We start from the raw sequence: 22,373 nt of genomic DNA, 5'->3' as shown, positions 1-22,373 counted from the left end.
GCGAATCACGGCGTTTCTCTTTCAACAAACCAACATCAGTAGGCATAAAACATACTGATATCGGCGTCGTAAAATTGATTTATTTTTTGATTAAAATAGAGATAACTACTTTTTTATTAATCTTCAGTCAGTATTGAGCGCAAGGTATCAATCAGGCGCATATTATCTTCTGCAATCCCTACCGTCATACGCAGCCAATTGGGCAAACCATAACCTGCTAATGGACGCACTATCACGCCCTGCTCTAGCAATGCTTGATAAATGGCAGCCGCGTTTATGTCTTCCATCTCAACTTCTATTTCAACCATGATAAAGTTGGCATGCGACTTAATAAACCCTAGCCCCAAGGCATCAAACTGCTTTTCTAACCAGCGCATTTGCTCTTGGTTATTAAGTCTTGTTTTTTCAATAAAGTCTTGGTCTGCAAGCGCAGCATTGGCAGCAGCTAAAGCGACTCTACTAACGTTAAAGGGCTGACGAATGCGATTGAGTAAATCGGCGACAGCGACTGAGCTTAGCGCATAACCAACACGCAAACCTGCTAGCCCATAGGCTTTTGAAAAAGTACGTACAATAACCACATTCTCAAATTCATCGAGCAGCGCTCTATTATTACTCTCAGGACTATATTCGATATAGGCTTCATCTAGTACCACCAACACTGAGCTTGGCACACTAGCCACAAATGCACGTAACTCTTGCTGCGTAAGCTGCGTACCCGTTGGGTTATTAGGATTGGCGATAAAGACCATTTTGCTATTAGGATTGTCCGCTACCGCCTGACTCATCGCCTTTAAATCATGACCAAAACGATTGGCTGGCACTTCCACGCCTTTTGCGCCTTGCATTTTGGCCAGCATCGGATAAACGATAAAAGCATACTGACTATAAATAATCGCATCATCGACGCCAGCAAAACTACGCGCTAAGATATCAAGCAAATCATCAGAGCCATTACCTAAAGTAATCTGGTCGACACCAACATCGTTAAAGTCAGCAAGTGCTTGTTTGAGATAATAACCATTGCCATCAGGATAACGTGCCAGCTGACCCAGTTGCTCGGTAATCGCAAGCGTGACATGCGGTGAGCAGCCCAGTGGATTTTCATTACTAGCAAGCTTGACCACATCTGAGACACCGTACTCGCGTGTCAACTCTTCAACCGGCTTGCCCGTCTGATAAGGCATTAGCTCTAAAATACTGTCATAGGCCGGCACTAGCGGTGATAAATTTGACTCTGTCGACTGTGATGACTGCATGATTTATCCTTGGATGTGATAAGGCATTTACTGTTGATGAATCCCTACTGTTAAAACCATTCTATTAAGCCAGCTTTATAGCACGGCTTTTGGATAAGAACCTAAAATGCGCAAATCTTTGACCAATGGACGGATATCAGCAATTGCTGCACTCACATTTGCGTCTTCGATGTGGCCATCCATATCGATAAAGAACACGTAAGCCCATTTATTTGGACGTTCAGGACGCGTCTCGATACTGGTCATCGACACGCCATGATAAGACAAGGGCTTTAAGATTTCGATCAGGGCGCCTGCTTTATCATGCGCTGAAACCATAATTGAAGTTTTATCTTGACCCGATGGCGCAATCGCCTCGTGACCGATAATTAGGAAACGCGTGGTATTGCTAGGATTGTCTTCGATGTTTGAATACAGCTTATGTAAATCGTACTCTGCCGCTGCCACATCACCGGCGATTGCCGCTGAATGCCATTCGTTTTTGAGACGGCGGGCCGCTTCACCATTGCTCGATACCGCCACACGCTCAACATTTGGGAAATTAACATCGAGCCAATGGCGGCACTGCGCCAATGACTGCTGATGTGAGTAGATACGGCTTAAGCCATCAATTTTGGTGTGTTCAGCAACCAAGAAGTTTTGATGAATAGGCAACTCAACTTCACCGATTATCTTTAAGCTAGAAGATAAGAAGCCATCTAAGGTATGGTTAACCACGCCCTCTGACGAGTTTTCAACTGGTACCACGCCATACATTGCTGTGCCTGCTTCAACTTCTCGGAAGACGTCAGTAATAGTATTTAGCGGCACGGTATCGGCGGCTTTACCAAAATGCTTTAAAGCGGCGGCATGGGTAAAGGTGCCGACAGGGCCTAAGAACGCAATACGCTGCGGTGCTTCCAAGTCAAGGCAGACTGACATGATTTCGCGGAACAAACGCGCCATTTTTTCATCGGCGATGGGCCCAGTATTACGTTCCATCACCGCCTTTAACACTTGCGCTTCACGTTCAGGACGATAAAAAATAGGATTGGTATTGTCGGCATCAGGACTATTGGCAACGTGGTCTTTTTTTACCGTCGCTACTTGCTGCGCCAATTTGGCACGATTATTAATGAGCGTTTGAATTTCGCAGTCAACTGCATCAATACTTTGGCGCAATGTGTTTAAAAACGCTTTATCAGTTGCAGCCCCATCAACACTTGCAGGGGTTTGGTTTAGATTGTCTACATTTTTCTCTGGTGACTGCTCACTCATTACCGCCCATCCTTTTTCTAATATTATTGCTAAAGTTTATGACTGTTGTCTACTAGCTAGGTAACCTGCTTATTTTAATAATAAATGCTCGCTTAGTTCTCATGTTTAGCGAGCCAAACAGTGGATCGGCTCTACTATAGCAAAAACTATCGACAGTGCCCATTCGTAAATACGCGCAAATAAGCAATTTGCCATAAATCTTAGCACAGTTATGCACGATAAACGCTATACCCTATAAAACTATCAGGCTACAACCGTCCAAATATATGATACAGTTTAAAGATAGCCGTTAAATTCACCATACCGCCATGATAAATCGCTTTATCAATGAAAATTCATAAGCAACTAACTGAAATAACCAATCTAAATAACACGGCTAAATAAAAACATCAAAACGTAAATTAATCATAGGATATCTGATGAGCGCATTACAACAGCTTCGCACCATGACCACTATTGTCGCTGATACGGGCGACCTTGCCGCCATTGCGCGTCTAAAACCCATCGATGCCACGACCAATCCAAGCCTTATTACCAAAGCGCTGATTCATCCGGACAATGAAGCGCTGATGTCAGAAACCATGAGTCGCCATCGCGGTGATGTCGATGCTGTGATTGATGAATTAACTGTTCAAATTGGTTGTAATATTTTGGCATTGATTGAAGGCCGCGTTTCAACCGAAGTCGATGCACGCTTATCTTATGACACTCAAGCCACCATTGATAAAGCCCTCAGCTTTATGGAAGCCTATCAAAAAGCAGGTATTGATTCAGAGCGCGTATTGATTAAGATGGCCGCAACCTGGCAAGGGATTGAAGCGGCACGTTACCTTGAAACTCAGGGGATTCACTGCAACTTGACGTTATTATTCGGTCAGCATCAAGCGATTGCTTGTGCCGATGCGGGCGTGACCTTAATCTCGCCTTTTGTTGGGCGTATTTTAGACTGGCAAAAACGTCAGCAAAACCGCCAAAATGTCCCTGCTTCAGATGATATGGGTGTGCAATCGGTCAAGCTCATTTACCAATACTACAAACAACATGGCTATAAAACCCAAGTGATGGGCGCAAGTTTCCGCTCGACCGAGCAAATATTAGCACTAGCTGGCTGTGATCTATTGACCATCGCGCCCAATCTGATTGATGAGCTGGCAGCCATGGATGTCGAAGTGACACGCCAACTGTCACCAAGTATGTCAATGAATTTGCCCGACATGGCGAAGGTCAGCTTAACCCATGACGAGTTCAGTGCCGCTTATCAGCAAGATATCGTCACCCAAGACTTATTACCCAAGGGTATCGATGGCTTTATCGGTGCGCGTGATGAGCTTGCGCAAATGCTCGCGGCGATGCGAGATTAACTGCGATATTTATATATTTTATGCGTTTGCCTGCTAATCACGAGTGCTGAGATTGTCTCAGTATGAACCCCTTGTCATAAAAGTAATTTGCCTGCTTCTATCAAGTTGGCTATGATAAGCGACTTTATATAACAACAAGCAAGGCTCGATTATGAAACGGCTAGCAGTGATATTAGCAGGTAGTACGCTTGCAATGAGTGGCTATGCGGCAAACTGGTTAGAGGTCTCAAAAAGCCAAACTGGCTCTGTTTTTAGCTTGGATGTGGATTCTATCGAACGCTCAGACATTCATATTATTGATGAAAAAGAAGTCGAAAACATTACCGTCTCAATTCGTAGAACCTATCCTGCGCCAAAGGATAGCGCAAAAGACGCTAAAGAAAATGAGGCGAAAGCAAAAGAGAGTAAAGACAAAGGCGCTAATAAAACAGTGAAAGAAACCAGCATTCATCATAGCGACCAGCAATGGCTTATCTCATGTAAGGACGCAAGCTACTATCAGCGTGCTTACGTCAATTATGCAGCTGACGATAAAGTATTAAAATCTTGGCAATCTGATATGCCGATATTAACGACCAAAGACTTTAAGCTGACCAAACCAAAAACGATCAGTCGCTTGCTCGTCGAACAGGCGTGTAAAAGTTATCAGCAAGCTAAATAGCGTAAAGTAAAACGAATTAAGACAAACAAATAGCATTAAAAAAAGCGCGCTGAACTATAATTATCCAGCGCGCTTTTTATTATGCTAAAACCATTCTCTAAGCTTTTAAAACGGTATAAATAGGTACAGGAAACTCGCCATGTAAAGCAACCAAATCTAACAATACCAAGGCGCCAACCACCGTATGCTGTGCAGATTTACAAAGCTCATAAGCGGTCATCAGCGTGCCGCCTGTCGCCAAGATATCGTCGACCAATAATACCCGCTCAGGCGGCAAATTATTTTGCATCTCAAGCGTGTCTTTGCCGTATTCTAATGCATAAGCTTTGTTAGCAACCGGCGGCGGTAATTTACCGGGTTTACGCAGCAAAATCATGCCTTTACCCAAACGTCCCGCCAGCAAACTGGCAAATACAAACCCACGCGCTTCTACGGCGCCTAAGCAATCCACTTCATCAAGCAAACCTTTAGGCAAAACCGCCAACATCTCATCAATCACCGCATTGATATGACTGCGTAGTAACGGTGTAATATCATAGAAATCGATACCAACTTTTGGGAAGTCTGGTACTGTGCGAATGATTTGCCAAAATGGATGGTCAGTATTGAGCATATTAGATGAATCGGTTGTGGTCTTAACTTCAGCTGATGTAACGGCGGCATTCGCGCTCATAGTAACCCTTAACTTATAAAACTCAAATAATGATATGACGATGGTAAATGAGGTAGATGATAAATGAGATGACAATCGCTAAAAATAGCGGCGAGAATTATAGCATAATCGGCTTTATCGTGGCGGCGAAATTGGCAAGCATCGCCCGCCTAAAACCCTTAAAATGACGCGTAAGCACTTGATAAAAGCTGGTGAATCTCAATATACAAGTGTAAACTTAACTATGAAAATAACCGCTATATGCTAAACTACGTGCGTTTTTACATGCTAAATGTTGGCTAGAATACTTAATAATTGCTTTAAAAACGCCAATTAATCTAATTAACGCCACTGGTAATAGCAAAAACGCTGGTAAAAGAAACATTGGTAATCGTAATACTGGAAATAATCGATAGGACTATTTATGAAACGTTATGAATGTATTGTCTGCGGCTGGATATACGACGAAGAGCTTGGCTGCCCAGAAGAAGGCATCGCACCTGGCACCAAATGGGAAGACATTCCAGACGACTGGACGTGCCCAGAATGCGGCGTTGGCAAGCTTGATTTTGAGATGCTCGAATTTTAAGCCAACGACCATCTAAATAGGATACTTCATGACAGAATCAAACCCCACCAATCACACAAACGCGTCTGTAAATTCAGAAGAAACCGACAATGATACAGTGCTTAGCTCTCCAACACTAAATTCTTCAGCACTTAGCGCTGCGACAATCGACTCTCCAACAATCGATTACCCAACGCCTGAATGGCAAAAGTTTGGCGATCATGCTTGGTATCCGTCTGATTTGAGCGAGCATCTTTATCAATCAATGATAGATATCGGCGATGGCATTGAGCTGTGTGTTGAGGCAGGTGGGGATCCCAAGAATCCGCCGTTACTTATGATTATGGGGCTTGGCTCACAAATGGTGTTTTGGCCCAATAATTTCATCAAGCGCTTTATCGATGCCGGGTTTTTTGTGATTCGTTTTGACAATCGTGATATCGGCTTGTCGTCCAAAGTACAGATTGATGGTTTGCCGCGTATCAGCCAATTAAAAATGATGATGCGTCTGCAAACGGGACTATCGAATAAAGGCGCGCCAGTTGCTTATAATTTGACCGATATGGCAGAAGATACGGCGCGTTTAATCAAAGCCTTAAAACTGGGTAAAACGCATTTGCTTGGCGCTTCTATGGGTGGTATGATTGCTCAAATCGTCGCCGCGCGTTATCCAAGTTTGGTGCAGCGCATGGCATTGATGTTTACCACCACCAATCGAGCGTTTTTAAAACCGCCGAAACCCAAGCAGCTATATACCCTTATCAATCGTCCTGAGAGCCATTCTGAGCGCGATATCGTGCGTCATAGCGTCTGGTTTATGAAAACGGTTGGTACGCCAGGACACGTCAATGTGCGTATGGTGCGTGACATCGCCAAGATACGTTATCAGCGTAATTTTCATCCGCTTGGTACGGTACAACAGCTCAATGCTATCTTAGCTTCTGGCTCGATTAGCAAATATAGCAAACAAGTTAAAGCACCGACGATTGTGCTGCATGGTAGCGCTGATGGTCTGTTACCCGCCTCACAAGGTCGAGTGGTTGCAAAGACCATTCCTAATGCAAGCTTTCATTTAATCGAAGGTATGGCACACGATATTCCCGAATACTATCAGCCCTATATGGTCGATTTAATTAGCAAGCATCTATTAGACAAGTAGTACTTCAAGCTTAAAATTAATGATCATTAAGTATGAAAAAAGAGCGTTAGAACGACGGATAACCTATCGTTCTAACACTCTTTTTTTATTGCACATTGAGTTGTTACGTTAATAGATATGTGCGATTGGTATAAATTTTAATCACAAGCAATGCTGTCACCCTCTTTATCAATACACATTTTATTGCCATTTTCTAAATTGCCAATCCAAGCTTTGCCATTCGTAAATACAAATGCAGGTTGGTCTTTATAATGATCGCTCGCATTCACACCGTTATTATCAAAGCGAAAAGGAATCACTAATTCACCGCCTAAATTGACAAAGCCCCATTCATTATCGATACGCACGCCCGCCAAACCTTCAGAAAATGGTCGCACTTCATCGAAAGAATAGGTAATCATAGACACATTATTATCATCAACAAAACCCCATTTGCCGTCTTGTTGCCGTGGCTGCAAGGTGGTAAAACTACGGGACGGTGGCAACTTTTGCGCAGCTTCATTGCTGCTAACAAGTGTACTTTTCGAATTTTGACTAGCAGCCTTGCTATTTGGGTCAGAGGTAGGTTTGCCGTTTTTATCCAACCAGCTGATAGCTTGATTTTTACGTACGCGCGTCATGCCGCTACGATAATCGTCAATATCACTAATTGCAGCGGAAAATGGTATGACTGTCTTGTTGGCAGTATCTACAACCCCATAATGACCGCTTTGCTTGACCACAATGCGACCTTCAGAGACGGGACGCGCCCAACTTTGTCCCTCTTTGAGCATATCGTACACCGCAGGAATAACCTCGCGACCTTGCATATTGACGTAGCCCACCCGACCATTACGCAGCACTGGTAGCAAGCCGCCCGATATTTTGTCAGCATCTACTCTTTGATAGCGGGTTAAATCAAGCACGCTTTTGCCTTGCTTATCAATCAAGGCAACTGGTGCACCGTAATCTTTTATGGCTAAAAAATAGCCGCTACTAGAGGTACAAGAGACATTTTTATAATAGCTTTTGGGTATTTTGCAGCTAGCGGCTTGCGCATTTAACGTCAAAAAAAACGTAGCAGCTATGATGCTCATGACAAATAGACGCGCAATGAAACTGCTACGTGGCAGCAGTGTAAATAAGAAGTCTATTTGTCGTTTCGATATAGAACGTTGCAGCATAAGCAAACCTAGACTAAAAATAATAGAAGCTCTGTGAATATAGAGTGAGTTCATTATAAAAACCATATAGCGGGACTGTCATAGATTTTTTGAAGCCTCTGGAGTGCAAAGCGCACAGCAAGCGAGGAAAACTTACGACAGTTTCGCGTAAAAATATCATGTCTCTATTTTATATAGAATTCACTATATTAAGTTAAGTATTTGAAGAGTATCGCTATTTTAAACATGACGCACTTCAAACTACAAATGAATGTTAGAGTAACAAATGGCAGCACGTGCGCCAATATTATTGCTGTAAGAAGGTGACCGCTTTATTTATCTAAGGTGAATGATAAGTCATTATAAAATAAATCGCGCCAAAGCATTCCAATTTAAGAGCAAAACACTGACAATATGGCCTGTCTATATAAACCAGCTCTTGAGCGAACAACATTAAAAAAATGTCTTAAAAAAGCATCATAGTAATGAGATAAGGATATTGCATGGCTATCGCCTCTTCACGCTCAGCCGCTACTGGCTTGGTCATTGGTTGCGTTATTTTTGGTTTGGGCAGCTTGATTGTCGCCCATGTCGATATCGGCGGCTGGGCAATGTCATTTTGGCGACTGGCTATTTCAGGCGTGGTCTTTGCTATATTGGCTAAAATGACAGGACAACGACTTCCACGCTCAAAGCGGGCTGTTTTTTACGGTCTATTATCAGGCGCGTTTTTAGGACTCGATTTAGCGCTATGGCACGAGAGTATTTATGCGGTCGGTCCCGGTATCTCAACCTTATTAAACAGCTTACAGATTTTCTTTTTAGCCGCCATTGGTTTTTTATATTTTAATGAGCGCCAATCTATCGTGCAGCTTGTCAGTTTATTTTTAGCCATGCTAGGCGTGGCAATGATAGGTAGCCCTGAATTTGCACAAAATACCGCGGCGACTTGGGGGTTTGTCACGGGTATCGTTTCAGGCGCTATGCTTGCCGCGTCGATGACCTTTATCCGTAAAACCCATGATACTGAGCCAACGCCGATATTTATGCTGATGCAGTTGGTGAGTATCGGCGGCGTCATAGCAATGATTCTGCCGATGTTTATCTTTGATATGGGTAATATTTTGCCCAATACTTGGTCTGAGATTGGTTGGATATTGATTTATGGCACGGTGATGCAATGCTTGGCGTGGGGACTTATCGCCTACTCGATTCCTAAGCTGTCTTTAGCATTGACAGGGCTGCTTTTATTAACCGAGCCCATCGCAGCCTTGGTGATTGATTATAGCTGGCTTGATAAACCGATTAATACGATGCAATGGAGCGGCGCGCTATTGACTATGTTTGCCATTTATTTAGGGTCGTTAAAACCTAAGCCACGCGCACTACGCCGTTATCGTTTTTTTGCCAGATTTTATAAACGAAATTATAAATAAATCGGTAATGAGTAAAAGTTATAATAAGTAAGAGCCGTAATAAGTAAAAGCCACAATAATCATTGTGGCTTTTTTTACGATGAACAAATCAAGCTTTTTGACGGTTAATCTTTTTGTCTATTAAATAAAGCATTCAGCACAATCGCCGCTAAGGTAGCCGTGCCGATACCACCCAAATCAAAGCCGCCTAGATGCAGACTAAAATTACCCGTACCCATAATAACGGTAACCGCGGCAATGATTAAATTGCTGTTTTTGCTAAAGTCGATATGACTGTCTATCCAAATTTTTGCCCCAGCAATCGCAATCAAACCAAAGACTACGATAGAGGCGCCGCCCAATAAAGCTGCCGGTATGGTCTGAATAATGGCACCAAACTTTGGCGACAAACCGAGTAAAATAGCAACCAAACCCGCTATCACAAAAATCGTCGTGCTATAGACTTTGGTTACGGCCATGACACCGATATTTTCTGCATAAGTGGTCACCCCTGTGCCACCAAAGCCTGCCGAAAACGTCGTCGCCAAGCCATCAGCAAAAAATGCTCGACCCATATAAGGTGTCACGCGCGCTTTGGTCATACCTTCGACCGCTTTAAAATGCCCTAAGTTTTCGGCAATTAAGATAAAGGCAACAGGTGCAATCAAAATAATCGCACTCATCTCAAAATGCGGCGTATGAATACTTGGCAGACCAAACCATGCAGCCGCCGATACATTGCTAAAATCAATCGGTACGCCATAACCGAATATATTGGTCATGACAAAATAAGCAATATAAGACAGGATTAACCCAACCAGCAACAACAGACGGCGCAGCATACCGCGGGTAAATACTGCAACCCCACTGATAAGCAATACCGTCAGCGTCGCCATCCATGCATCGAACTGGTTGGCAGACACCCCTTGAATGGTCACAGGCGCTAAATTTAGACCAATAATCATCACAATGGCACCGGTGACAATAGGCGGCATCAAACGCTCAATCCAGCCTGTACCCGTCTTCATTACCAACAAACCTATCAAGGCATAAATGATGCCACATGCCATGATACCGCCCAAGGCGACATTCAGATTGTCATTAAACCCGATGCCTGCATAGGCCGTAATCGCAATCACAGGACCGATAAAAGCAAAACTTGAGCCCAAATAACTGGGCATGCGCCCGCCAGTAATAATAAAAAACACCACCGTACAAATACCGGACATCAAAATGGCCAAATTGGGGTCAAACCCCATTAGTAATGGCGCAAGTACGGTCGAGCCAAACATGGCAAACGTATGCTGCACCCCTAATAACACACTCTTGCCAGGCGGTACGTATTCATTAATGCCGACCGGATCGCGATCCAAGTTGCCCTTATAAGGACGCCACGTTGGAAACCAACGACCATTATCAAAGTCTGGATTGTGCGGGTAACTCACCGCAGCTGTATCGATGCCAGCTGCTGCTAATGCATTATGAGGCTCTGGATGATTGCTCTCTGGTGCTGGAGAGTGAGGTTCAGGTGTGGTCATGCGCTGTCCTATTTGAGCTAAGAGAATAACAATCAGCTAAAAACTGTGAAAATACGGCTATGAAAATACAACTGTGAATTGAGTCAAAACGATAATAGCGAAAATTCATTTTCTTACAGTAAATATAAATCGCTACATAAATGGCGTTAAAAAACATGCTCGACTGTTTGCGCCATTCTCTACACTATCGTGATGGCTGAATTACAGGATGTTACATGGATATTGGTTGCGAGCATGATAACGGAGTTCTCTGATAAATAAAAGTTATTATTCACTCGCCTCGTGTCCGCTTATACTGACAGGTATTCATAGATAACGTCGCAAATTTTTAAATGCTTAGCTTTTTTATTTAAGTAAACATCTAAAAAAACACTCTGTATCGTCATAGTACGGTATTTATCAGAGAGTTTTTGGACGGCTATCTATTATTTTTTCACCCCAGTACTAAGCCCCTTCTACAACAGACGCTGATGCACTGACAATTTCTTGGTATTTTTATGATTAGTGTTTTCGACTTATTTAAAATTGGTATTGGGCCATCAAGCTCTCATACCGTTGGGCCTATGGTGGCAGCCAACTTATTTTTGACGTCATTGCTTAAACAAAGCGCATTGACAACGATTAAGAATATTGAAATCGAGCTTTATGGTTCTTTGGCTGCTACTGGTAAAGGGCACGCAACTGATACGGCGATATATTTAGGTTTGCTTGGGCATACGCCAAGCACCATTGATACGCGCTTAACGGATCAATACTTGGCGCCTATTTTCGCGGACAAGCAGCTTAATTTGTCTGGCAAACATAGTATCGACTTCGATATTGAGCGCGATATGTATTGGTATGATGATACGGTATTGCCTTATCATCCGAATGCTTTGACTATCCGCGCTATATTGACCGATGGTAGCAAATATCAGCAAACTTACTATTCAGTTGGCGGAGGCTTTGTTATTAACGAAGATGACGCCAATAATCCCGATGAGGACCATGCCAGCCCAACGATTGATATCGTTCCCTACCCTTTTAATACTGCCGCAGAGTTACTTGAGCAGTGCCATGAACATGGATTAAGTATCAGCGAGTTGGTACTTGCTAACGAATGCCATTACCGCGATCAAGCAGATGTTTTTAGCTATTTAGATACGATTTGGCAAGTGATGCAAGACTGCGTAACCCAAGGCTGTAAAAATAGCGGCATTTTACCCGGCGGCCTTGATGTTAAACGCCGTGCCCACGATTTACACAATCAATTATGTGCTGAAAAAGGTCTACCTATCGCCAAGACTGACAAGCTGGCCGCAATGGATTGGGTCGATTTGTATGCGCTTGCCGTCAACGAAGAAAATGCCAATGGAGGTAAAGTCGTCACCGCCCCAACTAATGGTGCGGCGGGCATCATTCCGGCGGTCTTGCACTACTATCGTGACTTTCTGCCCAATTACAACCAAGATGGCGTGCGTAAATTCTTATTAAATGCCACCGCTATCGGCAGCTTAATTAAACAAAACGCTTCTATTTCGGGTGCTGAAGTTGGCTGCCAAGGGGAAGTCGGTTCAGCCTGTGCGATGGCAGGTTCGGCATTGGCCGAGATAATGGGTGGCTCGCCAGCGCAGTGTTTGAATGCCGCCGAGATTGGTATCGAGCACAATTTAGGTCTGACTTGTGATCCGATTGGTGGTTTGGTACAAGTCCCTTGTATCGAGCGTAATGCGATGGGCGCTGTCAAAGCCATCAACGCCGCGCGTCTTGCCTGCCGCGGCAATGGTCAGCATTTTGTTTCACTAGACAAAGCGATTGAAACCATGAAGCAGACAGGCGCTGATATGTCTGATAAATACAAAGAAACCGCACGTGGCGGTCTGGCTATTTATGCTGATAATCGCATTCCTACTGCAACCCGCGGCGTCAGTGTTAATTACAGTCAATGTTGATATAAAATATGTTTTCCTTTTTATGTCACCAAAAAAAAGCCTCTAATCATTAGAGGCTTTTCTATAATAATCTACAACTAAAATTATTCAGCAGTTTTTGAAATCACTTCGTTTAGAATCCAAACAGGTTTCACCACTTTCGTCGCTTCATTCATAACTGCTTCTTGACGTACATCTAAGACATAACGATAGTTTGGCTCATAAGTAAAGCCTTGAATATCACCATTTAGAGGCGTGTAGTTTTTCTGATAAGTCTGACGATATTGTAGGCACTCTGACTCAACCATAGTACCACTGGCGGTTGGCAGCTCACATACCGCTTTAAGTGGCGCTATTTCAATTTTGAAACTTGGAATATTTACCACTTTCACATTCACAGGCTCGCCTTCAACCACCATAGTACGCTCATCATTCATACCCATGGTAGAACAACCTGACAAAACAAAAGTTGTCATCAATGTCGCAATTGCTAATTTTTTCATTATTAAATCCTCAGTTTATTTATTAGTATTAATCATTACCTTTTGAACTCATTTTAATCAATTATCACTATCCAAAAGGTAGCAAGCAGTCATAAAGATACTGTTAATCAGAAAATCAATCTAAGCTCATATAAAATAAAAACGAGCATTATTGATATAAACTTCCTCAACTGTTAATAGTACCGTCTATTGTTTACTGCAATCAGTATAGGTCGCGCAGATGCCCAGCCTCTATAACTGCTTTGTAAAGTAACGTCAGCTTTTGCAACTGCTGTTAATAAACGGTTTAAATTAAGCCCTATTTAATACAAAAATATTGAGCAAAAAAAACGCTCAAACTATGCATGACAATACTAGCTTCGAGCGTTTTATAAAATAATAAAGAACTTTTAACTGCGATAGTCTGCATTTATCTTAACGTAATCATAAGACAAATCGCAGGTATAAACCGTATCCTCAGCGTCACCACGGGCCAAATCAATATTAATGGTAATCTCAGGCCGGCTCATGACTTCTTTGCCCGCCGATTCCGTATAACTTGGTGCCACACCGCCATTTTGACAAATCATCACTTCATCTAAGTAGACATCAACTTGCTCGGTATTAAGGTCGTCGATACCCGCGTAACCAACCGCTGCCAAGATACGTCCCCAGTTGGCATCACTGGCAAAAAACGCGGTTTTGACCAGTGGTGAATGCGCAACGGCATACGCTACATCGCAGCATTCTTGCGTGGTTTTGCCGCCTGTGACTTTGACCGTCATAAACTTGGTTGCGCCTTCTCCATCTCGTACAATTAATTGTGCCAAACGTACAAAAACTGATGTCAAGGCCTCAAATATCGGCTGATAATGTGGATGTTCTGGGCTATCAATAACCTCCGAGCTCGCCGTTCCGGTTGCAATTAAGACGCAGCAATCGTTGGTTGAGGTATCGCCATCGACAGTAATGCGATTAAAAGATTGCTCGTTAATTTTGCTCAGCATTTCTTGCAATAAATCAGCAGCGATATTGGCATCGGTCGCTACATAGCCGAGCATGGTCGCCATATTGGGACGTATCATACCTGAGCCTTTTGACATCCCAGTAACATGATAGCTGCTAGCGTCAACATCGACCTTTTCACTGGCAAGTTTTGGAATTGTATCAGTGGTACGGATACCATTTGCTGCTGCTAACCAATTATCAGCGCCCAAACTGGCTAACGCATTGTCTAAACCTGCTATGATGGCATCGCTATTGAGTGGCTCACCTATCACGCCTGTCGAAAATGGCAACACAGAGCTGACGGCCACGCCAGCTTTGGCAGCTAAGGCGGCACAGATATCAAGCGCGCGGCGTTTACCGTCAGCGCCAGTCCCAGCATTGGCGTTGCCGGTATTGGTGATTAAATAGCGCGGACTGGCTTTGGCAAAATGCTCTCGTAACACGCGTACTGGTGCTGCACAAAAGGTATTTTTGGTAGTGACAACGGCAGTGTTGGCACTATCAGCAATCTCTATCACCACCAAATCATCGCGGTCTTTGTAGCGTACGCCTGCCGCGGTAGCGCTTAGTTTAATCCCATCAATAGGATAAATCGTATTAGGTACTGCAACGTTGCCGACAGCCATCATTCAATCCTTATTCATCAATGCTGATGTATTATTTATTGGTTATTCATTTTTAGTTGTGCAAAACTGGTACTAAAAACCTGATGTTAAAAGTCTATGGTTCAAAGCCAGTTATTATACTTTATTTAAATCAAACGCTGCCCAAATTGGCGCGTGGTCAGACGGTTTTTCCATGCCGCGTAGCTCATAGCTGATACCAGCATCGACACAATGGTCGATCAAATCTGCCGTACATAAAATATGATCGATACGCAGCCCGCGCTTAGGATCATCATTGAAACCGCGACTGCGATAATCAAACCAGCTATATAATTCGGTGCTGTCTGGATAATGCAGACGATAAGTATCGGTCAGCTCTCGCGCCATCAAGTTACCATACCATTCGCGCTCTTCAGGTAAAAACGAGGTTTTTCTATTTTTAAGCCAGCGCTGGGCGTTAGCCTCGCCGATACCAACATCGATATCTTCTGGGGCAATATTCATATCACCCATGATAACCAGCGAGCGCCCTTCAGCTTTTAGCGTATCAATATAGGTTATCAAATCCGCATAATAGGCACGCTTCATAGGAAATTTGGTCGGATGGTCTTGGCTCTCGCCTTGCGGAAAATAACCGTTAAGCACATCCACTTCGCGACCGTCAAATACGTAACGCGCATGGATAAAGCGCTTCTGTGCTTCTTCATCTTCTCCCGGAAAACCTTTTTGCACAAAAATAGGGGCAATTTTAGATAACAATGCGACGCCGTAATGCGCTTTTTGACCAAAATACTCGACGTGATAGCCCAAACCTTCCACATCTGCGAGCGGGAACTGCTCGTCGTGTACTTTGGTTTCTTGCAGACCGATCACATCAGGGTCGATAATCTCTTTTATCGCTTCTAACTGATGTTGACGAGCGCGAATACCATTGATATTAAAACAAACAAAACGGGTCATAAACTATCCTATCATTATGAATTGAAATAAAATCTTTCTATAACAAGTATTTTTATAAAATAAGGCAAGCAGCGAGACATTATAAATAAAGGCTTATCATAACAGACATCGCCACAGCTAGCTGTTGCGCGCCTTTATCTCTTACGATAGAGTAGCTGTCATGAGTAATAATCTAGGCATTATTACTTCTTATTTTTATAACCTTATATATCAACCTCTCAAACTCTACACGCTATTAATGGCGCAAACTTACTGAGCAACACGATAATGACAACCATGAATAAAAGTACCGCTGCACAATCGATGCACGCAAGCACCCCGCTATTTGCTACTGATTATAATGTCTATATTAACCATACTGATGCAGGCGGGATTGTCTACCATGCCAATCACTTAGTGTTTTTTGAAAACTGCCGCCGCGACTGGTTCACCAAGCTTGGTTTAAATGGCTATTTTTTACAGACCGATGATGGTGAAATTCAGCATTTTGTCGTCAGCCAAGCAGATTTGCAATATAAAAAAGCCATTTTATTAGATGAGGTCATCAATGTCCGCATTGATAAGGTTGAGCTAAAACCTGCCAGCATTATATTTTATCAAAGTATCCATCGCTTAGCGCCGAATGACAATGATAGCCCTCAGAAAAGAAATGCCTTTTCAAACACTACTTTATTAAGTCGCGCTAAAATCGTCATCGCTTGCGTGCAAAACCAAATCACGCCTGACTCTTCAAGCAATCATAGCGCACCCATGCGCCCTATTCGTGTACCGCAAAAATTAAGCGAAACTATTAATCAGGCAATAACCGCACATAGTATTGAACAGTAACCCGTACATAGTGCTGATTCATTCTCGTTTAAAGCTTAAGTAAAAACGCACTACTCTTTCACATAACGCCATTCCTTTGCAGTGATATTTTTAGGTACGACTTAAACGGTTTTTAAGTTATCTATCGCATTTATCCAAAGACCATCTTAAATTTCTATTAAAATATCAGCTTGTTTCACTACCATCTCATTGATGGTCTTTTCTTCCTATAGAAGCATTTATTTATAAACATTTTATATGTACTGGGCAGTACTCGCATGCTAATATTGCATTTACTTAGATTCATGCTAATGTGTTGCTTAAATGTATCATTATATCGTCGATACATTATATTTTAGTTGCAAAGAAACTTAGTAGTCCGTCAATAGATAAGGATGTTATCAAACTCAGCGGCCATTGCTTTACGTCAGCGCTGATTTTTTATTGACACGGATACGACTGCTTAACGATAGAAACTTAATTGAAATTCCAGGACGCTGACTATGACGTTGAATAAACCTTGGCTTGCCCAATATCCTAAGAGTGTGCCGAAAACGATCGATCCAGATAGATATGGCAGCATCGTGGAGCTGTATGAAGAGTGTTTTGATCGCTTTCGTCTGCATCCTATGAGTATCTGTATGGGCGTGACTCATACCTATGATGACATTGATAAGGCTTCTCTTGCCGTCGCCGCTTGGCTACAAGCACAAGGACTGCCTCAAGGCAGCGTGGTCGCGCTGATGATGCCAAACGTGCCGCAATACTTGCCAACCATGATTGGTATTTTGCGCGCAGGTTACGTCTGTACGCCCGTCAACCCTCTTTACACTGGCCGTGAACTGCGCCATCAGTTAAATGACTCAGGTGCAAAGGTTATCTTTGTGGTGGATAATTTCGCTCAAGCGCTCGAGCAAGTGATTGATGAGACACAAATTAAGCGTATCGTCTTATCAAAAATGGGCGATATGATGGGTCTCAAAGGTATTCTAGTAAATACCATTATCCGTCAAGTCAAACGCTTGGTGCCCAAATACAAACTGAACGACCCTAAGCATGAAGTCACGAAGTTTCCCGATGTGCTCAAAAAAGGTAAAAACCTGCCCTTCCAAAAGCCAAAAATGACTTTGGACCAAAAAGCATTTTTGCAATATACCGGTGGTACAACTGGACTTTCTAAAGGTGCGATTTTATCTCAGCGTAATATCGTCGCAGGAGCCATGCAATCAGAAGCATGGACGCGCCCTATCACGTCAGAGATTAACGAAGTTTATATCAATATGGTCATGGCGCTCCCGCTGTATCATATTTTTGCCTTTATGCTAAGCTCACTTGGTATGCGTTCAGGCTATACCTTTATCCTCATACCCAATCCACGCGACATCCCTGGATTTATCAAAACCTTATCTAAACAACCGTTCCATATTTTCCCAGCAGTGAATACTTTGTTTAAAGGCTTGCTTGATAATCCAAACTTTAAAGACCTTGATTTTAGCTCGCTACGTATCTCGCAAGCAGGCGGTATGGCAGCGACCGAACAGACGGCAGCGCGCTGGCTTGAAACCACTGGCTGCGCCATGATCGAAGGTTGGGGTATGACTGAGTGCGTGGCTGTCGGCACTGCCAACGTGATTACTGACCGTAAGTTTAACGGCACTATTGGCGTTCCTGTCCCTAGCGTTGATGTTATTATCATTGACGATGAAGGCAATCGCTTAGGGGCCAATGAAGCGGGCGAATTGTGCGTTAAAGGTCCTAATGTCGCCTCAGGTTATCTGAACAGAGACAGTAGCGAAGACTTTACTGAAGATGGTTACTTTCGCACGGGCGATATCGTCAGTATGGATGAAAAAGGCTACTTTAGATTATTAGACCGTAAGAAAGACATGATTTTGGTCTCAGGCTTTAACGTCTTTCCTAACGAAGTAGAATCCGTGATGCTTGATTGTGAAGGCATTCTTGATTGCGCGGTGATTGGTATTCCTGATGAGCATCAAGGGGAAGCGGTCAAAATTTACGTCATCCCTGCCGACAATAACGTGACCAAAAACTCGATTAAAGAATTTGCTCTAGACAATTTGACCGGCTATAAATGTCCGCGTTATATCGAGTTTGTTACTGAGCTACCAAAAAGTAACGTTGGTAAAGTACTGCGTCAAAAACTGCGGGAAAAACATATGGCTGATAATCCTCAGTTATAATTAAAGCAAATATCTATGCTCAAAAAGCGCTCTAACTAAACGATAGAGCGCTTCTTCATTTTAAAATATTAAACTTTAGTATGGATAATACTTATGCCGCTGATAGTCACGCTGTTATAGTATGAGTATTGTTTAAGAGAAATACAGAAAACTCTCTAGCAGACTTCTTCTTATTAACTGTTCTTATGTATACTGTTAACTAATTCTAATCTAAGAACCCTTTCATCTCGTATTTTTAACCATTCATTTGATTTTACTTGCACCATAGTTTTCTTTTTTTATCAAATTTAACTATATACGCACAAGTTTCTGTATTATAATAACTGGTTCAATAGTAGTTATGTTAATGTAACGCCAAAATATGTTACGCTATTGTTTATTATTAGTTAGTACTGATAGTATCCTCGATAACTGGCTATTTAATCTACTTCAGTAGTTGTTTCTCGTAGTTAAATACCTTTCTAGTCAAACAATCTTGTAATTAAATACATTTGTATCAAGGCCACCGTATTTTAGCAGTATGTGAATAAATGGGATAGCACGCGACAAGCCACCGACTATAGGACGTATCGTCTATAGAGCAAGAATGGGTTTGTTGACAGGGATGTGACTACTTTTTTATAAAGCCTTAACTTATCACAAATTTAAGGACACTAAGTATGACCACTGATAAGCCTTGGCTTGCTCAATACCCAAAAAACGTACCTAAAACCATCAATCCCGATCAGTATGAAAGCCTTATAGACCTCTATGAAGAATGCTTTGATCGCTTTCGTATGCACCCTATGACCATTTGTATGGGTGTGACTCACACCTATGGCGACGTGGACAAAGCTTCTCTTGCCGTGGCTGCATGGTTACAAGCGCAAGGGATTCCTAAAGGCAGCGTGGTTGCACTGATGATGCCAAACGTGCCGCAATATCTACCGACGATGATTGGTATTTTGCGTGCAGGCTACGTTTGCACGCCGATTAATCCGCTCTATACGGGTCGTGAGCTGCGCCATCAGCTCAATGATTCTGGTGCTCAAGTTATCTTTGTGGTCGATAATTTTGCCCAAGCACTCGAGCAGGTAATCGAAGAGACGGATATCAAACGTATTGTCCTATCGAAAATGGGCGATATGATGGGATTAAAAGGTATCTTAGTCAATACGGTAATCCGTCAGGTCAAACGCTTGGTGCCTAAATACAACTTGAATGATCCTAAATATCACGTTACCAAGTTTCCAGATGTGCTAAAAAAAGGCAAAAGCCTACCATTCCAAGCACCAAAAACGGCTTTGCAACATAAAGCGATTTTGCAATATACCGGTGGTACTACAGGATTATCTAAAGGCGCGGTATTAACTCAGCGTAACGTCGTTGCCGCAGCGATGCAGTCAGAAGCTTGGTACCGCCCTGTCACCTCGGATATCAACGAAGTCTATATCAATATGGTGATGGCACTGCCGCTGTATCATATTTTTGCCTTCATGCTAAGCCTACTTGGTATGCGTTCAGGTTATACCTTTATTTTGGTACCAAATCCGCGTGATATGCCTGGATTTATTAAAACCTTATCCAAACAACCGTTCCATATTTTCCCAGCGGTTAATACTTTGTTTAAAGGCTTACTTGATCAACCAAACTTTAAAGACCTAGATTTTAGCTCATTACGTATCTCGCAAGCAGGTGGTATGGCAGCCACAGAACAAACGGCAGCGCGTTGGTTGGAGGTGACAGGCTGTCCAATGGTTGAAGGTTGGGGTATGACCGAAGGCGTGGCAGCGGGTACGGCCAACGTCGTCACAGATCGCAAATTTAACGGTACGATTGGTATTCCTGTTCCAAGTGTCGATATCATCGTGGTTGATGATAATGGCGAAACCGTTGGTTATAATCAAGCGGGTGAGATGTGTATCAAAGGGCCAAACATTACCTCAGGTTACTTTAATAAAGACAGCACCAACGACTTTACCAAAGAGGGTTATTTCCGTACTGGCGATATCATCAGCATGGATGAAAAAGGTTATATCACCTTGCTTGACCGTAAAAAAGACATGATTTTGGTCTCAGGCTTTAACGTCTTCCCGAATGAAATCGAGTCGGTCATGCTTGATTGTAAAGGCATTATTGAGTGTGCAGTCATCGGTGTTCCTGATGAACACCAAGGCGAAGCGGTGAAAATCTATATCGTCCCTGCCGACAACAATGTAACTAAAGAAGATATCAAAGAGTTCGCTATCGATAACTTGACCGGTTATAAATGCCCGCGTCATATCGAGTTTGTCAGCGAGTTACCTAAGAGTAATGTCGGCAAGATACTACGTCAAAAATTGCGTGAAAAACATATGTCAGATAATCCGCAAACCTTGTAGTCGTTAAGACTCTCAGTAGTTAAGACTTATAAGTTTTAAAAAATAAAAGCCCGCTATGTAAAATGTAGCGGGCTTTTTGTTGCGTTAATTTTTCTTGATTAGTTTTAAAATTAATAACAACACAACTGCTATCAGCTGACTCTATTGACCACTTGTAATGGCAAATGCTTCATCGCTTGCCCAACAATCGACCATGGCAAACTTGGTACGCAAGCTTCGTCTACTTCCGCCTCAATCGCAGCAACGATTGCTTTGGTGCCTGTTTCTGCATCTACTTCAAACGGTAAAGGTTTGGCATTTTCATTGATTTCCGTACGTACATAACCTGGATAAATGGTCGACACCTTAATCGGCAATTTGGTCAATAGCATATCGGCACGGATACCTTCTGCAAGATGTGCTAAACCCGCTTTACTTGCGCCGTAAGCGGTTAAATGCTTAGGCAGGCCGCGCATCGCTGACATACTAGATATCACCACCAGATGACCGCTATTTTGGGCTCGGAAAATATTCATCGCCGCTTCACATTGGGCAAGCGCTGAGATGAAGTTAATCTCGACGGTTTTGCGATTGGTATCAAAGCGTCCCTTGCCAATCCGGCGGCTATCACCGACGCCTGCATTGACTACCACGCGATCGATATGACCAAAATCCGCTGCGAACGCATCAAACACCTCGAATATCGCATCGTAATCACTGACATCCAAGACACGGTATTCAATACGAATATCAAGATACTGCGCCGATAGCTCGGTTTTTAAATTTTCTAAACGATCAGTACGGCGGGCGCAAATGGCAAGATTATAACCAAGTTTTGCAAAGAGTCTTGCCATACCCTCACCCAATCCTGAGCTTGCGCCAGTGATTAAAATCGTTTTGCCGCGGCCAACCTGCTGCTTATTTAAACCTTTAAGATAACGCGCTGGCTGAATGGCACTAAATAACTGATTTTTATGGTGGTTAGCGCTACTGGTCACTAAGTTTATTAATTTATTTTTCATAAACCATCCTATTGGTATTCATATAAA

18 protein-coding genes are annotated in these 22,373 nt (G+C 42.9%); 9 read left to right on the top strand and 9 right to left on the bottom strand.

Going from position 1 to position 22,373, the window contains the following annotated elements; genetic code table 11:
• Nucleotides 1-116 precede the first annotated feature (116 nt).
• Both hisC and pheA read right to left on the bottom strand, forming a co-directional pair.
• Nucleotides 117-1,259, bottom strand: coding sequence for a histidinol-phosphate transaminase (hisC, locus tag IQ457_RS03020; protein WP_200662017.1), 1,143 nt, complete (start codon nt 1,257-1,259; stop codon nt 117-119).
• Nucleotides 1,260-1,334: 75 nt separating this feature from the next.
• Nucleotides 1,335-2,516 carry a prephenate dehydratase gene (gene pheA, locus IQ457_RS03015; protein WP_200662016.1) on the bottom strand — a complete coding sequence of 394 codons (1,182 nt, stop codon included), beginning with the start codon at nt 2,514-2,516 and terminating at the stop codon, nt 1,335-1,337.
• Nucleotides 2,517-2,935: 419 nt separating this feature from the next.
• On the opposite strand from pheA, the gene IQ457_RS03010 reads away from it, so the two are divergent.
• Both IQ457_RS03010 and IQ457_RS03005 read left to right on the top strand, forming a co-directional pair.
• The gene (locus IQ457_RS03010) at nt 2,936-3,877 is read left to right on the top strand and encodes a transaldolase (protein WP_200662015.1); all 942 of its coding nucleotides are present in this window, start codon (nt 2,936-2,938) and stop codon (nt 3,875-3,877) included.
• 151 nt (nt 3,878-4,028) lie between these two features.
• The gene (locus IQ457_RS03005; protein ID WP_200662014.1) at nt 4,029-4,538 is read left to right on the top strand and encodes a hypothetical protein; all 510 of its coding nucleotides are present in this window, start codon (nt 4,029-4,031) and stop codon (nt 4,536-4,538) included.
• 97 nt (nt 4,539-4,635) lie between these two features.
• Here the strand turns inward: IQ457_RS03005 and IQ457_RS03000 are convergent, their stop codons facing one another.
• Nucleotides 4,636-5,211, bottom strand: a complete 576-nt coding sequence (locus tag IQ457_RS03000; RefSeq protein ID WP_144296950.1) for an adenine phosphoribosyltransferase — start codon at nt 5,209-5,211, stop codon at nt 4,636-4,638.
• A 403-nt stretch (nt 5,212-5,614) separates the two neighbouring features.
• Here IQ457_RS03000 and IQ457_RS02995 point away from each other — a divergent pair, with 403 nt between their 5' ends.
• Both IQ457_RS02995 and IQ457_RS02990 read left to right on the top strand, forming a co-directional pair.
• Nucleotides 5,615-5,779, top strand: coding sequence for a rubredoxin (locus IQ457_RS02995; protein WP_068406924.1), 165 nt, complete (start codon nt 5,615-5,617; stop codon nt 5,777-5,779).
• Between the two features lie 244 nt (nt 5,780-6,023).
• Nucleotides 6,024-6,917, top strand: coding sequence for an alpha/beta fold hydrolase (locus IQ457_RS02990; RefSeq protein ID WP_068406940.1), 894 nt, complete (start codon nt 6,024-6,026; stop codon nt 6,915-6,917).
• Nucleotides 6,918-7,054: 137 nt separating this feature from the next.
• On the opposite strand, the gene IQ457_RS02985 is transcribed toward IQ457_RS02990, so the two are convergent.
• Nucleotides 7,055-8,080 carry a WG repeat-containing protein gene (locus IQ457_RS02985; protein WP_200662013.1) on the bottom strand — a complete coding sequence of 342 codons (1,026 nt, stop codon included), beginning with the start codon at nt 8,078-8,080 and terminating at the stop codon, nt 7,055-7,057.
• A gap of 482 nt (nt 8,081-8,562) precedes the next feature.
• On the opposite strand from IQ457_RS02985, the gene IQ457_RS02980 reads away from it, so the two are divergent.
• Complete coding sequence (locus tag IQ457_RS02980; RefSeq protein WP_200662012.1) at nt 8,563-9,495, top strand: DMT family transporter; 933 nt, start codon at nt 8,563-8,565, stop codon at nt 9,493-9,495.
• Nucleotides 9,496-9,599: 104 nt separating this feature from the next.
• Here the strand turns inward: IQ457_RS02980 and IQ457_RS02975 are convergent, their stop codons facing one another.
• Entirely contained in the window at nt 9,600-11,012 is a 1,413-nt protein-coding gene (locus IQ457_RS02975) for a solute carrier family 23 protein (RefSeq protein ID WP_242465331.1), read from the bottom strand.
• Between the two features lie 497 nt (nt 11,013-11,509).
• Here IQ457_RS02975 and IQ457_RS02970 point away from each other — a divergent pair, with 497 nt between their 5' ends.
• Nucleotides 11,510-12,943, top strand: a complete 1,434-nt coding sequence (locus tag IQ457_RS02970; protein WP_200662011.1) for an L-serine ammonia-lyase — start codon at nt 11,510-11,512, stop codon at nt 12,941-12,943.
• 83 nt (nt 12,944-13,026) lie between these two features.
• Here IQ457_RS02970 and IQ457_RS02965 read toward each other — a convergent pair whose 3' ends face one another.
• The 3 genes from IQ457_RS02965 to xthA all read right to left on the bottom strand — a co-directional run bounded on the left by IQ457_RS02965 (nt 13,027) and on the right by xthA (nt 15,977).
• A complete protein-coding gene (locus tag IQ457_RS02965) occupies nt 13,027-13,425 on the bottom strand; it encodes a DUF4377 domain-containing protein (RefSeq protein ID WP_200662010.1) in 399 nt (132 codons plus the stop codon).
• 389 nt (nt 13,426-13,814) lie between these two features.
• The gene (gene argJ, locus IQ457_RS02960; protein WP_200662009.1) at nt 13,815-15,038 is read right to left on the bottom strand and encodes a bifunctional glutamate N-acetyltransferase/amino-acid acetyltransferase ArgJ; all 1,224 of its coding nucleotides are present in this window, start codon (nt 15,036-15,038) and stop codon (nt 13,815-13,817) included.
• Between the two features lie 114 nt (nt 15,039-15,152).
• The gene (xthA, locus tag IQ457_RS02955) at nt 15,153-15,977 is read right to left on the bottom strand and encodes an exodeoxyribonuclease III (protein ID WP_200662008.1); all 825 of its coding nucleotides are present in this window, start codon (nt 15,975-15,977) and stop codon (nt 15,153-15,155) included.
• Nucleotides 15,978-16,253: 276 nt separating this feature from the next.
• On the opposite strand from xthA, the gene IQ457_RS02950 reads away from it, so the two are divergent.
• The 3 genes from IQ457_RS02950 (at nt 16,254) to IQ457_RS02940 (ending at nt 21,345) form a co-directional block, all read left to right on the top strand.
• Entirely contained in the window at nt 16,254-16,805 is a 552-nt protein-coding gene (locus IQ457_RS02950) for an acyl-CoA thioesterase (RefSeq protein WP_200662007.1), read from the top strand.
• A 482-nt stretch (nt 16,806-17,287) separates the two neighbouring features.
• On the top strand, nt 17,288-18,985 hold the full coding sequence (locus tag IQ457_RS02945; protein WP_200662006.1) for an AMP-binding protein: 1,698 nt from the start codon (nt 17,288-17,290) through the stop codon (nt 18,983-18,985).
• Nucleotides 18,986-19,644: 659 nt separating this feature from the next.
• Entirely contained in the window at nt 19,645-21,345 is a 1,701-nt protein-coding gene (locus IQ457_RS02940; RefSeq protein ID WP_200662005.1) for an AMP-binding protein, read from the top strand.
• A 131-nt stretch (nt 21,346-21,476) separates the two neighbouring features.
• On the opposite strand, the gene IQ457_RS02935 is transcribed toward IQ457_RS02940, so the two are convergent.
• Complete coding sequence (locus tag IQ457_RS02935; protein ID WP_207161679.1) at nt 21,477-22,346, bottom strand: SDR family oxidoreductase; 870 nt, start codon at nt 22,344-22,346, stop codon at nt 21,477-21,479.
• Nucleotides 22,347-22,373 lie beyond the last annotated feature (27 nt).

Origin of the sequence: Psychrobacter sp. M9-54-1, from assembly GCF_016613355.1 — a bacterium.
In the GTDB taxonomy this organism is placed as follows: domain Bacteria; phylum Pseudomonadota; class Gammaproteobacteria; order Pseudomonadales; family Moraxellaceae; genus Psychrobacter; species Psychrobacter faecalis.
This window is presented reverse-complemented; position numbering and strand designations above follow the sequence as displayed.

Coding starts and splice junctions, on each gene's coding strand:
- IQ457_RS02980 (WP_200662012.1), top strand. CDS start 8,563: ATGGCTATCGCCTCTTCACGCTCAGCCGCTACTGGCTTGGTCATTGGT.
- IQ457_RS03010 (WP_200662015.1), top strand. CDS start 2,936: ATGAGCGCATTACAACAGCTTCGCACCATGACCACTATTGTCGCTGAT.
- argJ (WP_200662009.1), bottom strand. CDS start 15,038: ATGGCTGTCGGCAACGTTGCAGTACCTAATACGATTTATCCTATTGAT.
- IQ457_RS02950 (WP_200662007.1), top strand. CDS start 16,254: ATGAATAAAAGTACCGCTGCACAATCGATGCACGCAAGCACCCCGCTA.
- IQ457_RS02935 (WP_207161679.1), bottom strand. CDS start 22,346: ATGAAAAATAAATTAATAAACTTAGTGACCAGTAGCGCTAACCACCAT.
- IQ457_RS03005 (WP_200662014.1), top strand. CDS start 4,029: ATGAAACGGCTAGCAGTGATATTAGCAGGTAGTACGCTTGCAATGAGT.
- IQ457_RS02965 (WP_200662010.1), bottom strand. CDS start 13,425: ATGAAAAAATTAGCAATTGCGACATTGATGACAACTTTTGTTTTGTCA.
- IQ457_RS02945 (WP_200662006.1), top strand. CDS start 17,288: ATGACGTTGAATAAACCTTGGCTTGCCCAATATCCTAAGAGTGTGCCG.
- IQ457_RS02985 (WP_200662013.1), bottom strand. CDS start 8,080: ATGCTGCAACGTTCTATATCGAAACGACAAATAGACTTCTTATTTACA.
- IQ457_RS02940 (WP_200662005.1), top strand. CDS start 19,645: ATGACCACTGATAAGCCTTGGCTTGCTCAATACCCAAAAAACGTACCT.
- hisC (WP_200662017.1), bottom strand. CDS start 1,259: ATGCAGTCATCACAGTCGACAGAGTCAAATTTATCACCGCTAGTGCCG.
- IQ457_RS03000 (WP_144296950.1), bottom strand. CDS start 5,211: ATGAGCGCGAATGCCGCCGTTACATCAGCTGAAGTTAAGACCACAACC.
- IQ457_RS02995 (WP_068406924.1), top strand. CDS start 5,615: ATGAAACGTTATGAATGTATTGTCTGCGGCTGGATATACGACGAAGAG.
- pheA (WP_200662016.1), bottom strand. CDS start 2,516: ATGAGTGAGCAGTCACCAGAGAAAAATGTAGACAATCTAAACCAAACC.
- IQ457_RS02975 (WP_242465331.1), bottom strand. CDS start 11,012: ATGACCACACCTGAACCTCACTCTCCAGCACCAGAGAGCAATCATCCA.
- IQ457_RS02970 (WP_200662011.1), top strand. CDS start 11,510: ATGATTAGTGTTTTCGACTTATTTAAAATTGGTATTGGGCCATCAAGC.
- xthA (WP_200662008.1), bottom strand. CDS start 15,977: ATGACCCGTTTTGTTTGTTTTAATATCAATGGTATTCGCGCTCGTCAA.
- IQ457_RS02990 (WP_068406940.1), top strand. CDS start 6,024: ATGATAGATATCGGCGATGGCATTGAGCTGTGTGTTGAGGCAGGTGGG.